A 16,941-nucleotide genomic window follows, 5' to 3' on the forward strand; every position below is an offset into this window, starting at 1 on the left:
CGCCCGATTTACTTCGCACCTGCAAAAGCGATCAGACAAAACACGTGAAATCGTGTTTTCATCCCGAAACAACCATAGAGTTTCAGCTGAACAGTCTAGCGCTGCGCGTGTCTCTCGGAGATTCGCCGAAACGCTTCTTGTAGCCGACGGAAAACCGGCCGAAGTGGCGGTGCCCCGAGGCCTCCGCGATTTCGGCAATCGAAAGACTGTCCGCGTCCGCCAACAGCAAATGGCGCGCATAGGCCAGGCGCGTGTCGTGCAACTGCTGAACCGGCCCTGCCCCGTATTCGCGTTTGAACAGGATCTGCAAGTTGCGCGGCGTGGTCCCGGCATGGGCGCTGATGTCGAGCAGGCCGATCTCGTCCCGGAACCGCTCCTGAATGAAGGTCCGGGCGCGCTTCAGGATGGCCGGTGCTGCACCGCTCTCCCGTCTCTCCAGCAAGGACGACGCGGTGTTTGCCTGGCACGCCAGCAAAGAGCCAACCAGCGCCTCTTCCAGCAGCCGCTGGCGACGCTGATCCCCGCTGTCAAAGGCTTCACCGGCTTCCACCGCCTGAACCAGGCCGCGAAAACAGCGGCTCCATGCGGCAACATCCGTCCTTGCCAGATCGAGCCCGGCAGCAAACCTTATCCGGGCCAGTGGAAGCCCGGCCATTTTCTCGGCAACGGCATGCAAGAATGCGCGATCTATCTGCAGCAGGATTTGTTCGCACCCCGCGTGCCAGCGCATTTTCGTGTGGCGGTCCGGGTTGAGGACGCTCGCCAGTTTTGGTGTCGACACGAGTGACTGCCGGCCGTTCGTAATATCGGCGCTCCCACGGAGTGGGACCTGAATCAGATAGAAATCGGTGAGCTCCCCGGGTTCGATACTCACGTCAGCGCCATACCGGATGTAGTTGAGTGAGACGCGCTGTCCGGCCAAGCGGTTCTGGCAGGCATCGAACCGGCCGGAGGCAGAGGCCCGGTCCAGCCTGTGGCTGCAGAAGTGCCGGCCGACAATCTGCCGCGCCTCGTCGACATCCTTCGTCTCGAAGCTGCGAAACCGGTCAAGCGGCCGTTTGAGATATGCGTCAGCTGCCATGGCAAAATCATGCCGCCTGCCGCATCGGCAGGCAAGCGAATGCCGGCATGCAATGCGGCATTTCAGAGCAGATGGCCAAGTAATTTCGTTTTCCGGATAAAACTTTCGCGCCTCACAAGCTTAGCCTTTCCCGGTCATCCGATAAGCATGAGGGGAACAAAATGCACAACGGAGCAGGCATTACCGCAGCCAATGCGGGCCTCGACACGATCAGCTGGAACGTGGTCGGTCACACCTACACACCGAAGGTTCTGAGCAACAACGCCTTTATCTGGCACGCCGTCATTCCGGCAGAAACCTTCGTACCGCCTCACATTCACCCGACGCAGGACGAGTGGATCGTCATGCTGGACGGTGAGCTGGAAGTGGAAATGGGCGGCGCCGTTCACAAGGCAGGGCCTGGCGACACGGTGCGCATGCCAATGGGCGAGGCGCACGGAATTTTCAACCGGTCCGGCAAGACGGCGACCTGCGTCTTCGGTGTGGCGCCGACGCGCAAGCTTTTCGATCTCTTCGGCGCTCTGGACGGTGTCACCGATCCGGCCGAACTCGTGCGTCTTTCTGCTCTGCACGAAGTCGATTTCCTGCCACCGCCCGACCAAGGCTGATCGCGCAAGACACAGGCAGGAGGACATCGAGAATGACGAAACGCAAGACTGTCGCCGTGATCGGCGGCGGCGTGAGCGGACTTGCGGCTGCAAAGGCTTTCGACGAACGCGGCCACAGGGTGCTTGGCATCGAACGCAGCCACGATTTCGGCGGGGTCTGGGAGCTGTCCCGCTCCTATCCGGACGTACAGACCCAGTCTCCGAAGGACCTTTACAGGTTTACCGACCTCCCGATGCCGGAGGATTATCCGGAATGGCCGAAGGGACCGCAGGTTCATGCCTATCTGCATGCCTATGCCAGGAAACACGATCTGGCCCGCCTGTTCCGTCTCAACACCAATGTCGCCTCCATGGATCGGCGAAGCGACGGCAAGCCGGGATGGCGTCTGACGCTGGAGGCCGCCGGCAAGAGCTGGACGGAAGATGTCGACTTCGTCGCGATCTGCACCGGGCAGTTCTCCGACAAGAACGTCCTCACCCATCCGGGCCAGTCGGATTTCGAGGCTTCCGGCGGTCAGGTGATGCACAGTTCGGAATATACCGATCCCGAGTTTGCCCGTGGCAAACACGTGGTGGTGCTCGGCGGCTCCAAGTCGGCGACGGACCTTGTCGTGAATGCGTCGAAGAACGGCGCGAAATCGGTGACGATGGTCTATCGCGAACCTGTCTGGCGCGTGCCCTATTTTGTCGGCGGCATCAATTTCAAGCGGCTTCTCTACATGCGGGCGCAGGAACAGCAATTCAACAGCTGGGGGCGCTCTGCAGCAGCCAAAGCCGTTTTTACGGCCTTCAAGCCGCTGATCTGGGCGAATTTCCGCGGGTTGGAAACGCTGTTGAAGTTCCAGCTCAACTTGAAGAAATGGGACATGGTGCCTGATATCCCGATCGAGAAGGACGCGTCATGCTCGCTGCCGATCGTTACGCCGGGCCTGTTTGAAGGATTTGAAAGCGGAACCATCCGCCCGGTGCGCGGGACGTTTACGGCCTATGAGCCGAGGCACGTGGTTCTGTCGACGGGGGAAAAGATCCCCTGCGATCTGTCGGTCCTTGCGGTCGGCTGGAAACTCGGCATCCCCTATCTGGCAAAAGAATACCGCGACAAGCTTGTCGAGGCTGACGGCCAGTACCGGGTCTATCGACTCTCGGTCAATCCGGATTTGCCGGACATGGGGTTCGTCGGTTTCAATTCCAGCTTCTGCACGGTGCTTTCGGCCGAGATGATTGCCAACTGGCTGGTGCGCTATGCCGACGGCCAGCTTGCCAACCAGCCGAGCGACGCAGAGATGCGACGCAGTATTGATGAGATGCTGGTCTGGCGCCGAAAGGAACGGCCGGCCGCAAAAGTCTATGGAGGGCTCTGTTCAGCGCCGTTTCATTTCCGGCATTTCGACGAGTTGCTGGCCGACATGGGAGCTTTGAAACGCAAGCGCAGCAATCCGCTTGCGGAACAGTTCTCCTATCCGAATGCGGATGCCTATGGCGGCTTTCTGAAAAGCACACCGAGTTATTCAGTTGCCTGACAGACGCCAGGAAAAAAAGCCAGCCGGCCTGTAAGCCGGGTTCTGTATGGCCCGTTTTCACGGACGTGACAGCCATTCATCTGGGGTGCCTGTCGCCAGGCACCTCACGCAACCAACCCGGACAGCGGGCCTGGAAACCGGCCTGGCCCGAAGGCCGTGCTGTCCCTATTCGGTCTTGCTCCCGGTGGGGTTTACCATGCCGCCGCTGTTGCCAGTTGCGCGGTGGGCTCTTACCCCACCCTTTCACCCTTACCCCGGTTGGATCTTTCGATTTGACCGGAGCGGTTTGCTTTCTGTGGCACTTTCCCTAAGGTCGCCCTCGCCGGGCGTTACCCGGCACCGTGTTCCCATGGAGCCCGGACTTTCCTCCCCCGCGGCCTTTCGGCGCTTGCGGCAGCGGCTGTCCGGCCGACTGGCGCCTGCGGACTTAAGTGCGTTTTCCGGCAAGGTCAAGCGACTGTACCTTGCCCTGCCACTCTTTCCCTTGAAACTTATGACGCTTTCAAATGGTGGCAGGCCGTGTCCGGCCAGAAGCGGTGGAGCGTATAGAGTCTCAAAACCCGCCAGAGCCGGATCTCCTCTTGCCCGTGATCCAGATCCGAGACAATCCGTTGTGCCGTTTCACGTCGCTCACCCGGATCCCGGTTCCTTCAACCTGACAGTGCAGCCCGCGCAAAGTTCAACAAGACCGTCGCGGCAGTCCTTTCGTCTTGCCGCGACGCCAAAGACCGGGTTTCACGATTTCTTGAGCACATGGAAGAACCGCCGATTTTGGCGGTTTTCCTCGTAGTTTTAATTTTTGACTACTAAGTACAAAATACCCACATGTGATCAGCCGGCAACCAACCCGCGATACGACCGGCGCAGAACATGGAGACTGGAATGACCGATTTTACGCTGCACACGCAGGACACAGCACCTGAGACCAGCAAGCCTCTTCTGGACAATTCCCTGAAAGCGTTCGGCATGGTGCCGAACCTGCATGCGGTTATGGCTGAATCTCCGGAACATCTGGAGGCTTATCAGAAGCTTCACGAACTTTTCCAGAAGACCAGCCTGACACCGGCCCAGCAGACGGTGGTCTGGCTGACCATCAATGTGGAACATGCGTGCCACTATTGTGTTCCCGCCCATACCGCGATCGCCCATATGCAGAAAATCAACGCTGGTGTGATTGACGCGCTGCGCGAGGGAGCGCCGCTGGAAGACGAAAAACTCGAGGCTCTGCGCCAGTTCACACTAAAGGTGGTGCGTCAGCGAGGTGTTGTTGCCGATCAGGACGTGGAGCGCTTCCTGAACGCGGGGTATTCGAGACGCCAGGTTCTTGACGTCATTCTTGGTGTCGCCCAGAAAGTGATGTCTAATTACGTCAACCACCTGGCGGACACGCCGGTCGATGCCCCCTTCCAGAAGTTTGCCTGGGCGCCGGCCGCCGCTGCTGCCGAATAACAGTCCCGGTCTCCGGCGGTCCCCCGCCGGAGACCGGACCGAAAGTGAGCCCATGGCAGGCCGCCCGAAATCCTTCGACGTCGATACCGCGCTAGACGCGTTTGTGGATGTGTTCTGGACAAAAGGCTACCAGGGCACTTCCGTCGACGACCTGCAGGATGCCATCGGCATCAAGCGCGGCAGCTTTTATGCGGCTTTCGGCTGCAAGGATGACGTCTTCGCCGCAGCCCTGGAGAAATACTGGACCGAGGCGACGGAAACCGGACTGTCCCTGCTGGAGCGAAATGACGATCCATTGGCGGCCATTGCCGATTTCATCCGACATGTTGGCCGCTTCATGACAGAGAACACGCCTCGCGGATGCCTGCTGCTGTCATCCGCGACCGGTGCCGTACCAATGGCCGCGAAGGACTACGCACTGGTGCGCGCGAAGATGGACCGGATCGAGGACCGGCTGCATGACGTCCTGGGCCGGCAGGTGACCCCGCTTTCGAGAAACGAAGCCGAAGCGGTCACCAGCTTCGTTCTGACCGTGATCCTGGGTCTGAATGCCATGGCCAGGACCGGGATGGAAGCAGACAGAATACTGGCCGCAGCCGACTTTGCATCAAACAGCGTCCTGCAGTCGAGATGCCCCGGTCAGCCATGAGCTTAGCCACCGCGGCCAAGACTGCGTAGTATTACGGCCTCGCACAATCTTCATTTAACTGACGTCAATCAGCGTTTAACGTCCCCGGACTTGGTTGCAATCCGGGGAGCGCTCGCATGAAAGAGGCGACAAAAATACAAGAGGCTGCGGAACTCATTCCCGACGGGGCCGTTCTTCTGATTGGCGGGTTTATGGGCGTGGGCTCACCCCATCGGCTGATCGACGCCCTGGTGGAAAAGGGTGTCAAGAACCTGACGGTGGTGGCCAATGACACGGCAATGCCGGGCCGTGGCATCGGCAAGCTGATCACGGCTGGAAGCGTTTCCAGGGTCATTGCCTCGCATATCGGCCTCAACCCGGAAACCCAGCAGAAAATGATCTCGGGCGAGATCGACGTGGACCTGGTGCCGCAGGGCACACTGGTGGAGCGGATCCGGGCCGCAGGCGTCGGCCTCGGCGGCATCCTGACGCCGACAGGCCTTGGAACCCTTGTCGAAGACGGCAAGGAAAAGATCGTCGTGGACGGCAAGGAATATCTTCTTGAAACACCCATTCACGGTGATTTTGCCCTGCTCGCGGCCTACCGGGCCGACTATGTCGGCAATCTGGAATACTCGCTGACCGCGCATAATTTCAATCCGATCATGGCCCTCGCCGGCAAAACGGTGATTGCCGAGCCTCACACGATCGTCCCGGTCGGCGTGATCTCGCCCGACAGCGTCAAGACCCCCGGCATTCTGGTCGACCATCTTCTGGAAAGGGCTGCCTGATGGATGCAAAGGAAATCATCGCCCGTCGCGTGGCGCAGGAAATCGCCTCGAACACACTGGTCAATCTCGGCATCGGCCTGCCCTCGATGGTGGCCAACTACCTGCCAAACGACGTACATGTCTTCTTCCAGGCGGAGAATGGCGTGATCGGTCTCGGCGCCCGGCCGCCGGAAGGCATGGAGGATCCGGACCTGACCGATGCCGGAGGCGGGTTTGTAACTGCGGTTCCAGGGGCCGCTTCCATCGACAGCGCCATGAGTTTCGGGTTGATCAGGGGCGGCCATCTTGACATGACCGTGCTCGGCGGTCTTCAGGTCGACGAACGCGGCTATCTGGCCAACTGGATGATCCCTGGCAAGATGGTGCCCGGGATGGGCGGTGCCATGGATCTTGTTGCAGGGGCCAAACACGTGATCGTGGCCATGGTTCACACAGCCAAAGGCAAACCGAAAATCCTGAAGGAATGCACGCTCCCGCTGACCGCCCAGCGCCGCATCAGCCTGATCGTCACGGAAATGGCCGTCATTGAACCGACGGATGACGGTCTTGTCCTGAAGGAAATCGGACCAAACACCAGTGTGGATGATGTGATTTCGGCAACCGATGCGAACCTGATCGTGCGGGGCGACGTACCCAGGATGCGTCTTTGATCCGGTTTAGTTGGCCGTTCTTGCGTCCTCTAGAGCAATTTGGTCGGAAATTGCTCTAGCAGACTGGCAAGGGCATCAGCTCCCTGATCGATCTGGTCCCGGGTCGCGCCGGCAAAGCCGATGATGAGGCCGCTTTTGCGGGGTGCTTCCATGTAGCAGTTGCTCAGCGCCGAGACAGCAAAGCCCCGCTCCTGCATCGCCAACGCGATCCCGATGTCGTCCACCTGTTCCCGGAACAGGACAGCGACCTGAACATTTCCCGTTGGTGGCGTAACTTCAAGCCGATTGCCGAGGCGGCGCTGCAGAATCTCGACCAGCAGATTGCCACGCTCCTGATAGAGCTCCCGGATCTGCTTCAAGTGCTTACGATAGGCGCCGCTGTCCATGAACCAGGCAAGGGCGGCCTGGGCCTGGACATTGGCCGCGCACCCCATGTTGCGCATCATCTGTTGAAGTGGCTCCGTCAGGACTTTTGGAACGACACAATAGGCAATCCGGAGGCCTGGTAGCAGGCTCTTTGCAAAGGTACCGAGATAGATCACCCGGCCTTCCGGTGCGAGCCCGTGAAGTGCGGCAACCGGACGGCCGGAGAACAGGAACTCACTGTCATAGTCATCTTCCAGGATCACCGCACCGGCGTCTTCCGCGGCCTGTATCAGGGAAAGCCGGCGTGCAAGCGGCATTCTGACCCCCAGCGGATACTGATGAGACGGCGTGACATAGATGAGTTTCGGGGCCGGCGCTCCGGATGCGACTTTCGAGGCGTCCGCACCCTCACGATCGGTCGGCAAGGGCCGGATGACGAGACCCGCCCCGTGAAAAGCCGTACGCGCGCCGAGATAGCCCGGTTCCTCCAGCCAGACGGCATCTCCGGGATCGGTCAGTACCTGCGCCAGAAGAGACAGGCTCGCCTGCATCGTGCTGGTGATCAGGATCTGCTCCGGCTCCGCCCTCACCCCCCGTTCGGCCGCGAGATGCCTGACCAGTTGCTGCTTGAGGGCCTCGACACCGCAGAAATTCTGGTAATGAAGATCGGAGCTTCGTTCGAGCCTGGCGGCACGACGCAGGCATCTTGCCCAGTCCTCGAACGGAAAACTGTCAAGAGCCGGGGCGCCGGGCTGAAGGGCGCCGGGTTGGCGAAACCAGCCCTCTCCGCGCAAGTTCTCAGAAAGCAGTTTACCCCGCGTTGACAGCGCCGGTGCGGCCGTCCCCGGCACGACTTCGCCCGCCGCACCCTCTGGCGGCAATTCGGCCGAGATCCTGGGCGCGGCGCCACCTCGAATGCTGATCACACCTTCCGCCTTGAGAAGCTCATAGGCCGTGTTGACAGTGTTCCGAGCAACCTTCAGTGAGGCGGCCAGACGGCGCGTCGATGGCAATCTCGTACCTGCCGTCAGGTGCCCGGCACGCACCGCCTCACGGAAGCAGCGATAAATCTGCTCCGCCAGCGGCACAGGGTCGGTGCGGTCCAGCGTAAGAATGCCTTCTGGTAAAACTGGTTCTGCCATTTTCTTTAAACCGGATCTTTTTCAGAACCAATTTATCGCGCAAACAGCAAAACACAAGACGACACACCATTTGGAGGCACCCATGTCCTCATTGGACAAGCGGCAAGGCAAAGATCTGCCGCGCTACGCAAAAATTCGTCAGATGAACCGGGGCAGCTATGACCGGGACCTGGCCTTCGACATTCTCGACAAGGGCATGGTGGCCCATGTCGGCTTTGTGCATGAAAATCGTCCGATGGTCATTCCGATGGCCTATGCCCGTATCGGCGACAAGCTTTATATCCATGGCGCCAGTACGACCCGGATCATCAAGGCCAATGGCGGCAGCGCTCCCGCAAGCCTGGAAGTAACCCTGATTGACGGCATCGTTGTTGCCCGGTCCGGGTTCCATCACTCGGTCAACTACCGCTGCGCCATCGTCCATGGGACGGCACGACTGGTGGAAGACCGGGAGGAACAGGTTTCGGCGCTCGCTGCCATCACAGATCACCTGCTTCCGGGACGGTGGGATGAGTGCCGTGAGATGACGTCCCAGGAACTCAAGGCAACCGGGGTACTTGTGCTCGACATTGAGCATGTCAGCACCAAAGTGCGCACCGGCGGACCGGTCGACGACAAGGAGGACCTGGGCACCGACATTTGGGCGGGGGTTGTTCCGGTCGTAACAGCGATCGGCCAGCCCCTTGCCGCTGGCGATGTTCCAGCGGAGACCAAGGTGCCGGCTTCCGTCCCGGCTGCTCGCAAGAAATTCGCCTGACCCGGCAAGATCAGAACGACAAAAAACCCCGCTGGAAAGCCAGCGGGGTTTTCGTGCCCACGACAGACCGCCCTGTTAGCTTGACGCCAGGATCCGTTTGACCTTGGAGCAGTAGCGGCGGCTGATCGGGTTCATACGCTTGGCGTAGTGACCGGCGTTGTAGCGCAGGATCGTGCCGCAGAGGTCGCCACCAGCCCTTTGGTGTGCACCTGCAAGATACTTCATGCCCCATTCCAGATTGGTTTCCGGATCGTAGAGCGCCTTGGTCGAACCGCGATAGCCGATGCCGCGTGCGGTTGCCGGTTTGATCTGCATCAGGCCGACCTCCCCTGCGCTGCCGCGTGCGCGCGGATTGAAGTTGCTTTCAACCTCGACCACCGCCTTGGCGATCTTGACCGGAACGCCGTGCTTGGCTGCCGCCTTGCGGATCAACTTGGCGTAGTTGTCCTTGGAAACGCTTCGGGAAGCCGTTTTGGCGCCAGAGCTCTTGGACGTCTTGTGCGCCGACCTGGATTTCTTCGATGTCGGCTTTTTCTTCACCGATGCAGCTTTTGTCTTTGCTGCCGGCTTATTATCGGCATCGGAAGCGATCACATGCAGGATCGGCTTGGATCCGGAGCCAACCGAATCCTTGGTTTCCGGCGTGCTCGCCTGTTTCGCCGGATCAATAACATGCAGGATCGGATCGGAACCCGAGCCGGCGGCCATCGCCGTCGGCGCGGCGAGAGAGGTTGCGTAGGCGAAAAGGCAAAGCGCCCCAGTCAGTTTCGAGAATGACCGTAACATTCAGTCCAGCCCTTTTTGGTTTTCGTTGCGTTGAATTCGGGGCGGAGAAATGCCGGAGCAGTGAGACGAAAATGGGCGCTATCCAATCACGAATTATTTCAATTTATTGCAGAACATTACGAGAATTTCATACAAAAACATGTCAGTTTCTGTGCTTTGTGGCGAAAGTGGGCAAGCCCCATGTCAGGAGTTTGGCGATCCAAAGAAACACTGTGACGCCTGCTGACAATTTCAATCGAATTTTGCTGCAGTGCAGGAAGCAAAAAAGACCGTTGACCGACTGTTTGCCTCTTCAGTCTAAACTTATTCTATCGACGCTGTTGCTGCAGCGGGACCGGGAACAAAGACGGGAGCGGCTGTACTCTTGGCGACCATTCGAAAAGGTCTGTTCGGCGTCCTTCTTGCTCTGTTCGCAGGAACAACAACCTCGGTTTCAGCGGACGACCCCTGTCTGAAAATGGTATCCGCCTTTCAAGGTGGGGACCATGTGATGTTGCCCAGCTTGCAGAGCGCACTGACCCGCCACGGTCTTTGTTTTCACGTCAGCTATGTGCCTGGCAACAGGGCGACTGTGCTGATGCGCGAGGGGCAGATAGACGGTGAACTGTTTCGTGTCAGCGAATATCAGCAGGAGCTTGGCACCGTCGGGATTCGAGTTCCCACGGCCATCTTCGAGGCTCACGGGCTACTGGTTACACTTTCCCCGAGCTTGCTCGCGCTTGAAAAGATGAAAGGCAAACCAGTGGCGGTTTTGCGGGGAACGCTTTGGCAGCAAAGAGTGTTGCCGCAGCACGCAATATCAGTCGAGATCGATGATTACAAAGCAGCATTCTCGATGCTTGAAACAAATCGCGTCGACGGTGTCTTGATCGATTCCTTGTCACTGATCCAGATCAGCAAACGCCCGGCCAATCTACACACCCGGCGCGTTACCCCAAAAACCGCGGCATTTGTCTACCTACATCATCGACACAAAGACCTGGTCCCGGCACTGGATTGGGCACTCCAAGACTGGAAAGCTGGCTTTCAGGCAAAACCGGACGCGGCCGACGGGGCGCTGTAAGGGCAAGCCACTCCTCTCGAAGCAAGGCGCATGGCGCGTCAAGTCGCCAGAGTCGGAAGTTTGCGAAGAAGCGTGTTCAACGTTTCAATGGTGGATTCGTCGACGACACCATCGACCTTCTCCTGCCGGAAGTGCCGCTGGAAGGCAGTCACCACCTGACGCGTCCTTTCGTCGAACTTGCCGTTGATGTCGATTTCATAGCCGTAGAGCGCCAGCATGGACTGTACTGCCTCGACCGGCTGGCCAACATCGCCTTCCTGCATCAGAACGCCCGCCCCCAGCGGAAAAGGCGGCACCCAAAGCCCGATCCCGGCTTCTGCAAGCCGGTCCCACGGAAACAATTCGCCCGGGTCTTCCTTGCGGTCAGGAGCGATATCGGAATGGGCCAGAACCATCCAGGGATGGATACCGTGGCGTTGGCAGACATCGCGCAACAGGGAAATGACCGCCTCGATCTGTCCGTCCGGGAATGGCCTGTAGCCGAACTCATGTCCCGGGTTGACGATCTCGACACCGATCGACCTGGAATTGATGTCGCTTTCCCCCTTCCAGAAGCTGCGCCCGGAATGCCAGGCGCGGCGTGATTCCGGGACACATTGCAAAATGGAGCCGTCTTCGTGGACGAAATAGTGGGCGGACACCTCTGCCCGCGGATCGCACAGGCGCTGCAAGGCCTCGTCGGCAGTCTCCATGCCCGTGTAGTGAACCACCACCATGTCGATCGGAGCGCCTTGCGCTCGCTGGCCATGATTGGGGGACGGGTGAATTCTTGCTTTTACACCGGTGTCAGTCGCAACGCTCATAGACCTCTTTCCGCGCAGATCTTTGCCCAGGCTTCGTTCAATGCAGCAAGACGGTCGTTCGCGATCCGTACGAACTCTTCCGGAACCCCCCTCGCGATCAGCCGGTCCGGGTGGGTTTCCTGCACCTCACGCCGGTAGTGAGCTTTCAGATCCGCATCACTTGCTTCCGGCCCGAGACCAAGCACATCGTAAGGATTGCCGTCCTTGCGCACATGTCGGGCGAGAATCTTCGAAAACTCGCGATCATCGATACCGAAGGTCTCAGCCACCTTTGAAAGGTAGCCTATTTCGCTTTCGTGGACGACGCCGTCAGCTTTCGCAATGTGAAAAAGCCCATCAAGAATATCCAGCAAGGTCTTCTGGTCATACGGAAACAGGTCTGCCAGCTTCTTGGCGTAGACCTCAAAACCGGCGATGTCTTCCTGTGCCAGGTTGAAAAGGCGGGTCACGTTGCGTTCTTCTCCTTGCGGAACATCGAACAGCTCTCGGAACGCGATTATCTCGTCCGTGGTCACGACGCCATCGGCCTTGGCCATCTTTGCCGACAACGCAATCATGGCCACCGTGAAACCCACGCGGCTTGTGCCTTCGGGGCGTGCCAGAACGAGCTGCACCAAACGGTCGACGATTTGAACGCCTCCGGTCCCGATCGAACTTACAATCGCCCCGAGATTGCTCCAGACACTCACACATCAGCTCCTGCTGGATCGGAAAAGGAATACAGGCCAAACGGCAGTCACTGCCGGAAATGAATCAACTTGCAGCTCCAGTCTTATCGGCACAGTCGGGATTTGACCAGATCACCCAGGTCGCCCGGATGAATTCGCGGTACGGGTGTGTCTCACCGAGATACCCAATTTTCAGCGCAGAAAGCCGCGGAAAAGCGATTCATGATGGTTAAAGGAATTGAGCATAGTCTTGTCAGTCACTTGTTCGCAAAATGGTGCCTCAGGGGATGGCAGCTCCCATCGTAAGAAGCAACATTGTTATTTTCTTCATCTCCATGTCGCTGGTGCTCACACTGGCGCTGGGGGTCTACGCGAGCAATCGTCTCTTGACTCACTGGCTTGTCGTAAGAGGGCTTGAACAGGCATTTCTTCCGCAAGATAGGTCGATTGGCAAAATCCTGTCAGACATTGCCAACCAGCAGGTCGCTCCCGCACCACCGGGATTGCGGCTTTCCCCGCAACAGGGCCAACAATCTCGCATTCCTGCTGCCGAGCTGGCGGCACTCAAGGCACTGTCTCAGCAGGAAAACGGCAACTCGTCTGTGGTCGATGCAGCCCTTGTATATCCAGCCACGGCTGACAATGCCGGACGCTTTACCAACCCGGCGGACGTTCCCTGGCACAGATTTGAGCTCTTGCGGTCGCCGTCTGTGCTGGGACTGGTAAACAAGGCCTTCAGTTCGAAGAAAGAAATCGTCGCCCTGCCCGACATGACGTGGCAGGGAAAATTCGGCCAAAACGCTCTCATCACCTACCGTCCCAGAAATGCCGGTCCCAACGACCCGGGTCTATTGCTTCTGGTGACACAGAACGACATGTTGAAGAGCCTGACGCCGCTCATCTGGTCGATCAGCGCTGCGATAGGTGGCCTGTGTCTGGCTTCCTTCGTTTTTGCCGGCATTCTTCTTTGGATGCGGTTTTACGATCAGGTGCGGACCAATCGTGACATTCAGTTCCTGGCGCACCACGACACGCTGACAGGCCTCCCGAACCGTGCGGTATTCAACGCCCGTCTTACCGAAGCCTTGCGTCTGGCTCAGGCAAAGGCCTCCAATATCGGCGTGATGCTGATCGATGTCGACAAGTTCAAGGAAATCAACGATACGTATGGACACGGCATCGGAGATGTCTTTCTTCAGATCGTCGGTGAGCGATTGAAGGCGGTCTTCGGCAATCATTTGGTGGCGCGCCTGTCCGGCGACGAATTTGCCGTGATGCTGACATCAATTTCCGATCCCGGTCGGATGACCCGCCTTGCCGCCGATATGATTTCGGCAACCGAAGCCCCCTGTTCGATCGATGGCAAGGACATCAAGATCTCCCTATCCATTGGACTTGCCAGAGCCACAGACGGCTCGTGGCGTGCCTCCAGGCTGCTGCATTGTGCCGACCTAGCGCTCTACCGGGCGAAGCACAGTGGCCGCTCCACCTTCTCGTGGTACACCCCGGGCCTGGATGCCGAGGCCCAAAAACGCAAGGAAGTTGAAGAGGGCCTGGTCAAGGCGTTGAAATTCAATCAGTTCAAACTGCTGTATCAACCGCAATATGCTTTGAAGGATGGCAGTTTGAAGGGCTTTGAGGCACTGATCCGTTGGGAACACCCAACCAAGGGAATGATCCGGCCCGATATCTTTATTCCAATAGCGGAGGACACGGGTCTGATTGAGGAGATCGGGACCTGGGTTCTCAATCACGCCTGCCAGGAAGCCGCGCTCTGGTCCGACCGCAGCCGCCGCGTTGCGGTCAATGTGTCACCGGCGCAGTTTATTGCCGGCGAAACCCAGAAGCGGGTCGCCCAGGCGCTGCAGAACTCCAAGCTGGACCCGCGTCGGCTCGAAATCGAAATCACGGAAAGCCTGCTGATTTCCAATACGGACGCTGTAATTGAGACATTGCGGCAAATCCGCGACATGGGCGTTTCCATCGCCATGGACGATTTCGGCACAGGCTATTCCTCCCTCAGCTATCTGAGCCTGTTCCCGTTCGACAAGATCAAGATCGACAAGGCCTTCATTCAGAACCTGGGCAAGGATGCCAGTACGGACGCCATCGTAACCTCGATTGTCGGTCTCGGCCGCTCCCTCGACGTCACGATCACGGCCGAAGGGGTGGAAACCGAATCTCAGACAATCCTGTTGAGCGCGGCGGGCTGCGACCTGGTTCAAGGTTACATGTTCGGCAAACCGGACACAGTTGCCAAACACGAAGCCGCTTACCCCATTTTCCCGCTGAACACGTCCGGGGGGCGCTGGTTTCCGCAACAACAGCAGCAGGATCGCAAAGCGACAATCGCTTCACCCAAGATCAAGCTATCCCCAAAGCTGGCTCAAGGGGCAAAGGTGGTTCCGGCCCGGCGCGTGGCCGCCAAAAAACCACAGCGCCAAGACGTGGAACCACTCCCGCTCAAGTCGACCGGTTGACGAACCGCTTATTGGCCGACCGCCTCGCGAATTGACGTTTCGGCCGCCAACCGCTTTTCCCGCTCTGCCTTCCGCTCCGAATACCGGTCGACCAGATAGTCGGACCGTCCACGCACGAGCAGCGTGAACTTCATGAACTCTTCCACCACATCCACCACGCGGTCATAGAGGGCAGACGGTTTCATGCGGCCGTTTTCGTCAAATTCCTGATAGGCTTTCGGCACAGAGGACTGGTTCGGAACGGTGACCATGCGCATCCATCGTCCCAAAACACGCATCTGATTGACCGCATTGAAGGATTGGGACCCGCCGGACACCTGCATCAGGGCAAGGGTCTTGCCCTGGGTCGGCCGGATCGCACCGACGCTGAGGGGAATCCAGTCGATCTGCGATTTCATCACGCCCGTCATGGCACCGTGGCGTTCCGGTGAACACCAGATCTGCCCTTCTGACCAGGCACAAAGCTCCCGCAATTCTGCGACCTTCGGATGGTCCGTTTCCGCGTCATCCGGCAACGGCAGCCCCGAAGGATCGTAAATCCGGGTATCCGCGCCGTAGGCTTCCAGAAGACGCTGCGCCTCCTGAGCCAGAAACCGGCTGTATGAACGCTCTCTCAAGGATCCATACAGCAGGAGAATACGGGGCGGATGACCCAATTCGTCCGAGGCGAACAGACTTTCTTTCAAGACTGGTCGAAGATCTTCAACAGACACGTTGTCGAGCGCAGTCACATTCATTCCGGTCTCAGCCATTCGAGGTGACAACCTCACCGTCTTCCTTCGTAAATGAGCCGATGTCGGCTGCCAGTAGATCCAGAACCTTTTCGGACGGACGACAGAGCCGGACGCCCTTTTCGGAAACGACAATTGGTCGGTTGATCAGGATGGGATGCTCCATCATGAAGTCGATCAGCTGATCGTCGCTCCATTTGTCCTCGCCAAGACCCAACTCGTCATAAGGGGTGCCTTTCTGCCGCAAGAGGTCTCGAACGGAAATTTCCATGCGGCCGATCAGGTCGACAAGTTCGTCCCGGCTCGGAGGCGTCTTCAAATACTCTACAACCTGCAGCTCCTCACCGGATTTTCGGATCATTTCCAGGGTGTTGCGAGAGGTTCCGCATTTGGGATTGTGATAGATCTTGATCGTCATGGATGTAGGGTCTCGTCATTGGCCCGCAGGCACGGAAAAATCGTCAGGTGTGAAGCCACAAATGGCAGGATTGTTGCCGCAGCAGTCTTCCATCAGAAAGCTCAGAAGCAACCGCATCCGGTCATAGTCGACCGCATAATGAATATGCCTGCCCTCTCTTCGGGCCGTCAGCAGACCGGCTCGCTCCAGTGTCGTGAGGTGAAACGACATCCGGGTCGGCTGTATGTCCAGCCTTTCGGCAATAGTGCCCGACGGCAATCCATCGCTGCCTTCTGCCATCAGCAATCGAAAGGCCGATAACCGGTCTTCCTGCGCAAGGGCGCCCAGCGCCGCTATGGCGTCTTGATCCTTCATACTTCGATCCTACAAGAAATTTTGTAGCAATCAACGCAAAATGTTGCTCCGCAGCAATTCAGCAATTACATGGCGGCAGCAGCTCTTGCAGCCTGATCGTAGTTTCCGGAAACGAGGCGCAGCGTCGCGGCCAGTCGCGAGAGCTCGGTTTCATCGAGCCCAAGTGCTTTCATGGGCTCCACCAGCAGGGCCTCGCGCAGCCGCCGGTATTCCAGGCACGCCCTTTCGCCTTCGCTGGTGATTTCAGCTGTTTTTTCCTTGCCTCGGCGCCCGGAGGCGATGAGTCCCGCCTTCTCAAGTTTTTTCAAGGCATAGGTAACGGTGTGGGTGTCTTCGATATTGAGCACGAGGCAGATATCGGAGAGCGTCTTTGCCCGTCCCCGGTGATTGACCGAGTGCAGCACCAGAACATCGAGCGGACCGAGACCTTCAGAGCCACTTGCCGCCATGCAGCGGACCATCCAGCGATGATAGGCATTCACCATCATCGTGACGGCAAACTCAATTTCCGAGAGAGCCGGCATCGCGCCGGAAGCCAGATGGGCGGCCGACACCACCGGGCCGATGGGCAGCTCGGCGTTTTTGTCTGTCTTGTCCGTCACATCCAGTCTCCAGAACGATTGATCAAAAGCATCCGGCACATGCA

General features: G+C 58.5%; 18 protein-coding genes and 1 other RNA gene. 9 read left to right on the forward strand and 10 right to left on the reverse strand.

The genetic code is table 11. The features are described 5' to 3' along the window. Positions 1-82 precede the first annotated feature (82 nt). Positions 83-1,081: an AraC family transcriptional regulator gene (locus ACO6TG_RS06375; RefSeq protein WP_422377400.1), complete on the reverse strand. Its 999-nt coding sequence runs from the start codon at positions 1,079-1,081 to the stop codon at positions 83-85. A gap of 161 nt (positions 1,082-1,242) precedes the next feature. Here ACO6TG_RS06375 and ACO6TG_RS06380 point away from each other — a divergent pair, with 161 nt between their 5' ends. Both ACO6TG_RS06380 and ACO6TG_RS06385 read left to right on the forward strand, forming a co-directional pair. Then, complete coding sequence (locus ACO6TG_RS06380) at positions 1,243-1,689, forward strand: cupin domain-containing protein (protein ID WP_422377401.1); 447 nt, start codon at positions 1,243-1,245, stop codon at positions 1,687-1,689. A 32-nt stretch (positions 1,690-1,721) separates the two neighbouring features. Then, positions 1,722-3,209, forward strand: a complete 1,488-nt coding sequence (locus ACO6TG_RS06385) for a flavin-containing monooxygenase (RefSeq protein WP_422377402.1) — start codon at positions 1,722-1,724, stop codon at positions 3,207-3,209. 15 nt (positions 3,210-3,224) lie between these two features. Here the strand turns inward: ACO6TG_RS06385 and rnpB are convergent. Continuing rightward, an RNA gene (rnpB, locus tag ACO6TG_RS06390) (RNase P RNA component class A) lies at positions 3,225-3,625 on the reverse strand. 466 nt (positions 3,626-4,091) lie between these two features. On the opposite strand from rnpB, the gene ACO6TG_RS06395 reads away from it, so the two are divergent. The 4 genes from ACO6TG_RS06395 to ACO6TG_RS06410 all read left to right on the forward strand — a co-directional run bounded on the left by ACO6TG_RS06395 (position 4,092) and on the right by ACO6TG_RS06410 (position 6,727). Beyond that, complete coding sequence (locus tag ACO6TG_RS06395) at positions 4,092-4,658, forward strand: carboxymuconolactone decarboxylase family protein (protein ID WP_422377403.1); 567 nt, start codon at positions 4,092-4,094, stop codon at positions 4,656-4,658. Positions 4,659-4,710: 52 nt separating this feature from the next. Continuing rightward, the gene (locus ACO6TG_RS06400) at positions 4,711-5,307 is read left to right on the forward strand and encodes a TetR/AcrR family transcriptional regulator (protein WP_422377404.1); all 597 of its coding nucleotides are present in this window, start codon (positions 4,711-4,713) and stop codon (positions 5,305-5,307) included. A 116-nt stretch (positions 5,308-5,423) separates the two neighbouring features. Continuing rightward, positions 5,424-6,077 carry a CoA transferase subunit A gene (locus ACO6TG_RS06405; RefSeq protein WP_422377405.1) on the forward strand — a complete coding sequence of 218 codons (654 nt, stop codon included), beginning with the start codon at positions 5,424-5,426 and terminating at the stop codon, positions 6,075-6,077. Further along, complete coding sequence (locus ACO6TG_RS06410; RefSeq protein WP_422377406.1) at positions 6,077-6,727, forward strand: 3-oxoacid CoA-transferase subunit B; 651 nt, start codon at positions 6,077-6,079, stop codon at positions 6,725-6,727. The genes ACO6TG_RS06405 and ACO6TG_RS06410 overlap by 1 nt, the downstream gene beginning before the upstream one ends. A 29-nt stretch (positions 6,728-6,756) precedes the next feature. Here the strand turns inward: ACO6TG_RS06410 and ACO6TG_RS06415 are convergent, their stop codons facing one another. After that, the gene (locus ACO6TG_RS06415; protein ID WP_422377407.1) at positions 6,757-8,235 is read right to left on the reverse strand and encodes a PLP-dependent aminotransferase family protein; all 1,479 of its coding nucleotides are present in this window, start codon (positions 8,233-8,235) and stop codon (positions 6,757-6,759) included. 82 nt (positions 8,236-8,317) lie between these two features. Between ACO6TG_RS06415 and ACO6TG_RS06420 the strand changes: the two genes are divergently transcribed. Further along, the gene (locus tag ACO6TG_RS06420; protein ID WP_422377408.1) at positions 8,318-8,992 is read left to right on the forward strand and encodes a pyridoxamine 5'-phosphate oxidase family protein; all 675 of its coding nucleotides are present in this window, start codon (positions 8,318-8,320) and stop codon (positions 8,990-8,992) included. Between the two features lie 75 nt (positions 8,993-9,067). On the opposite strand, the gene ACO6TG_RS06425 is transcribed toward ACO6TG_RS06420, so the two are convergent. Then, positions 9,068-9,700, reverse strand: a complete 633-nt coding sequence (locus tag ACO6TG_RS06425; RefSeq protein ID WP_422378847.1) for a transglycosylase SLT domain-containing protein — start codon at positions 9,698-9,700, stop codon at positions 9,068-9,070. 442 nt (positions 9,701-10,142) lie between these two features. Here ACO6TG_RS06425 and ACO6TG_RS06430 point away from each other — a divergent pair, with 442 nt between their 5' ends. After that, complete coding sequence (locus ACO6TG_RS06430) at positions 10,143-10,841, forward strand: hypothetical protein (RefSeq protein WP_422377409.1); 699 nt, start codon at positions 10,143-10,145, stop codon at positions 10,839-10,841. A gap of 38 nt (positions 10,842-10,879) precedes the next feature. Here the strand turns inward: ACO6TG_RS06430 and ACO6TG_RS06435 are convergent, their stop codons facing one another. Both ACO6TG_RS06435 and ACO6TG_RS06440 read right to left on the reverse strand, forming a co-directional pair. Continuing rightward, the gene (locus ACO6TG_RS06435; RefSeq protein ID WP_422377410.1) at positions 10,880-11,644 is read right to left on the reverse strand and encodes an N-acetylmuramoyl-L-alanine amidase; all 765 of its coding nucleotides are present in this window, start codon (positions 11,642-11,644) and stop codon (positions 10,880-10,882) included. After that, positions 11,641-12,333 carry a TerB family tellurite resistance protein gene (locus tag ACO6TG_RS06440; RefSeq protein ID WP_422377411.1) on the reverse strand — a complete coding sequence of 231 codons (693 nt, stop codon included), beginning with the start codon at positions 12,331-12,333 and terminating at the stop codon, positions 11,641-11,643. The genes ACO6TG_RS06435 and ACO6TG_RS06440 overlap by 4 nt, the downstream gene beginning before the upstream one ends. 266 nt (positions 12,334-12,599) lie before the next feature. Between ACO6TG_RS06440 and ACO6TG_RS06445 the strand changes: the two genes are divergently transcribed. Then, positions 12,600-14,792, forward strand: a complete 2,193-nt coding sequence (locus ACO6TG_RS06445; RefSeq protein WP_422377412.1) for a putative bifunctional diguanylate cyclase/phosphodiesterase — start codon at positions 12,600-12,602, stop codon at positions 14,790-14,792. 8 nt (positions 14,793-14,800) lie between these two features. Here ACO6TG_RS06445 and arsH read toward each other — a convergent pair whose 3' ends face one another. From arsH to ACO6TG_RS06465, 4 genes are all read right to left on the reverse strand, one after another. Beyond that, a complete protein-coding gene (gene arsH / locus ACO6TG_RS06450) occupies positions 14,801-15,544 on the reverse strand; it encodes an arsenical resistance protein ArsH (RefSeq protein ID WP_422377413.1) in 744 nt (247 codons plus the stop codon). Continuing rightward, entirely contained in the window at positions 15,537-15,941 is a 405-nt protein-coding gene (arsC, locus tag ACO6TG_RS06455; protein ID WP_422377414.1) for an arsenate reductase (glutaredoxin), read from the reverse strand. The genes arsH and arsC overlap by 8 nt, the downstream gene beginning before the upstream one ends. Before the next feature lie 15 nt (positions 15,942-15,956). Then, positions 15,957-16,295, reverse strand: a complete 339-nt coding sequence (locus tag ACO6TG_RS06460) for an ArsR/SmtB family transcription factor (protein ID WP_422377415.1) — start codon at positions 16,293-16,295, stop codon at positions 15,957-15,959. A 65-nt stretch (positions 16,296-16,360) separates the two neighbouring features. Continuing rightward, on the reverse strand, positions 16,361-16,819 hold the full coding sequence (locus ACO6TG_RS06465) for a winged helix DNA-binding protein (RefSeq protein WP_422378848.1): 459 nt from the start codon (positions 16,817-16,819) through the stop codon (positions 16,361-16,363). Positions 16,820-16,941: the final 122 nt, after the last annotated feature.

The organism is Roseibium sp., assembly GCF_965233565.1.
GTDB lineage: Bacteria > Pseudomonadota > Alphaproteobacteria > Rhizobiales > Stappiaceae > Roseibium.

What these genes read in the sequence shown, in the direction of transcription:
- ACO6TG_RS06375 (WP_422377400.1), bottom strand. Translation starts at nt 1,081, where the DNA reads ATGGCAGCTGACGCATATCTCAAACGGCCGCTTGACCGGTTTCGCAGC.
- ACO6TG_RS06380 (WP_422377401.1), top strand. Translation starts at nt 1,243, where the DNA reads ATGCACAACGGAGCAGGCATTACCGCAGCCAATGCGGGCCTCGACACG.
- ACO6TG_RS06385 (WP_422377402.1), top strand. Translation starts at nt 1,722, where the DNA reads ATGACGAAACGCAAGACTGTCGCCGTGATCGGCGGCGGCGTGAGCGGA.
- ACO6TG_RS06395 (WP_422377403.1), top strand. Translation starts at nt 4,092, where the DNA reads ATGACCGATTTTACGCTGCACACGCAGGACACAGCACCTGAGACCAGC.
- ACO6TG_RS06400 (WP_422377404.1), top strand. Translation starts at nt 4,711, where the DNA reads ATGGCAGGCCGCCCGAAATCCTTCGACGTCGATACCGCGCTAGACGCG.
- ACO6TG_RS06405 (WP_422377405.1), top strand. Translation starts at nt 5,424, where the DNA reads ATGAAAGAGGCGACAAAAATACAAGAGGCTGCGGAACTCATTCCCGAC.
- ACO6TG_RS06410 (WP_422377406.1), top strand. Translation starts at nt 6,077, where the DNA reads ATGGATGCAAAGGAAATCATCGCCCGTCGCGTGGCGCAGGAAATCGCC.
- ACO6TG_RS06415 (WP_422377407.1), bottom strand. Translation starts at nt 8,235, where the DNA reads ATGGCAGAACCAGTTTTACCAGAAGGCATTCTTACGCTGGACCGCACC.
- ACO6TG_RS06420 (WP_422377408.1), top strand. Translation starts at nt 8,318, where the DNA reads ATGTCCTCATTGGACAAGCGGCAAGGCAAAGATCTGCCGCGCTACGCA.
- ACO6TG_RS06425 (WP_422378847.1), bottom strand. Translation starts at nt 9,700, where the DNA reads ATGGCCGCCGGCTCGGGTTCCGATCCGATCCTGCATGTTATTGATCCG.
- ACO6TG_RS06435 (WP_422377410.1), bottom strand. Translation starts at nt 11,644, where the DNA reads ATGAGCGTTGCGACTGACACCGGTGTAAAAGCAAGAATTCACCCGTCC.
- ACO6TG_RS06445 (WP_422377412.1), top strand. Translation starts at nt 12,600, where the DNA reads ATGGCAGCTCCCATCGTAAGAAGCAACATTGTTATTTTCTTCATCTCC.
- arsH (WP_422377413.1), bottom strand. Translation starts at nt 15,544, where the DNA reads ATGGCTGAGACCGGAATGAATGTGACTGCGCTCGACAACGTGTCTGTT.
- arsC (WP_422377414.1), bottom strand. Translation starts at nt 15,941, where the DNA reads ATGACGATCAAGATCTATCACAATCCCAAATGCGGAACCTCTCGCAAC.
- ACO6TG_RS06460 (WP_422377415.1), bottom strand. Translation starts at nt 16,295, where the DNA reads ATGAAGGATCAAGACGCCATAGCGGCGCTGGGCGCCCTTGCGCAGGAA.
- ACO6TG_RS06465 (WP_422378848.1), bottom strand. Translation starts at nt 16,819, where the DNA reads ATGCCGGCTCTCTCGGAAATTGAGTTTGCCGTCACGATGATGGTGAAT.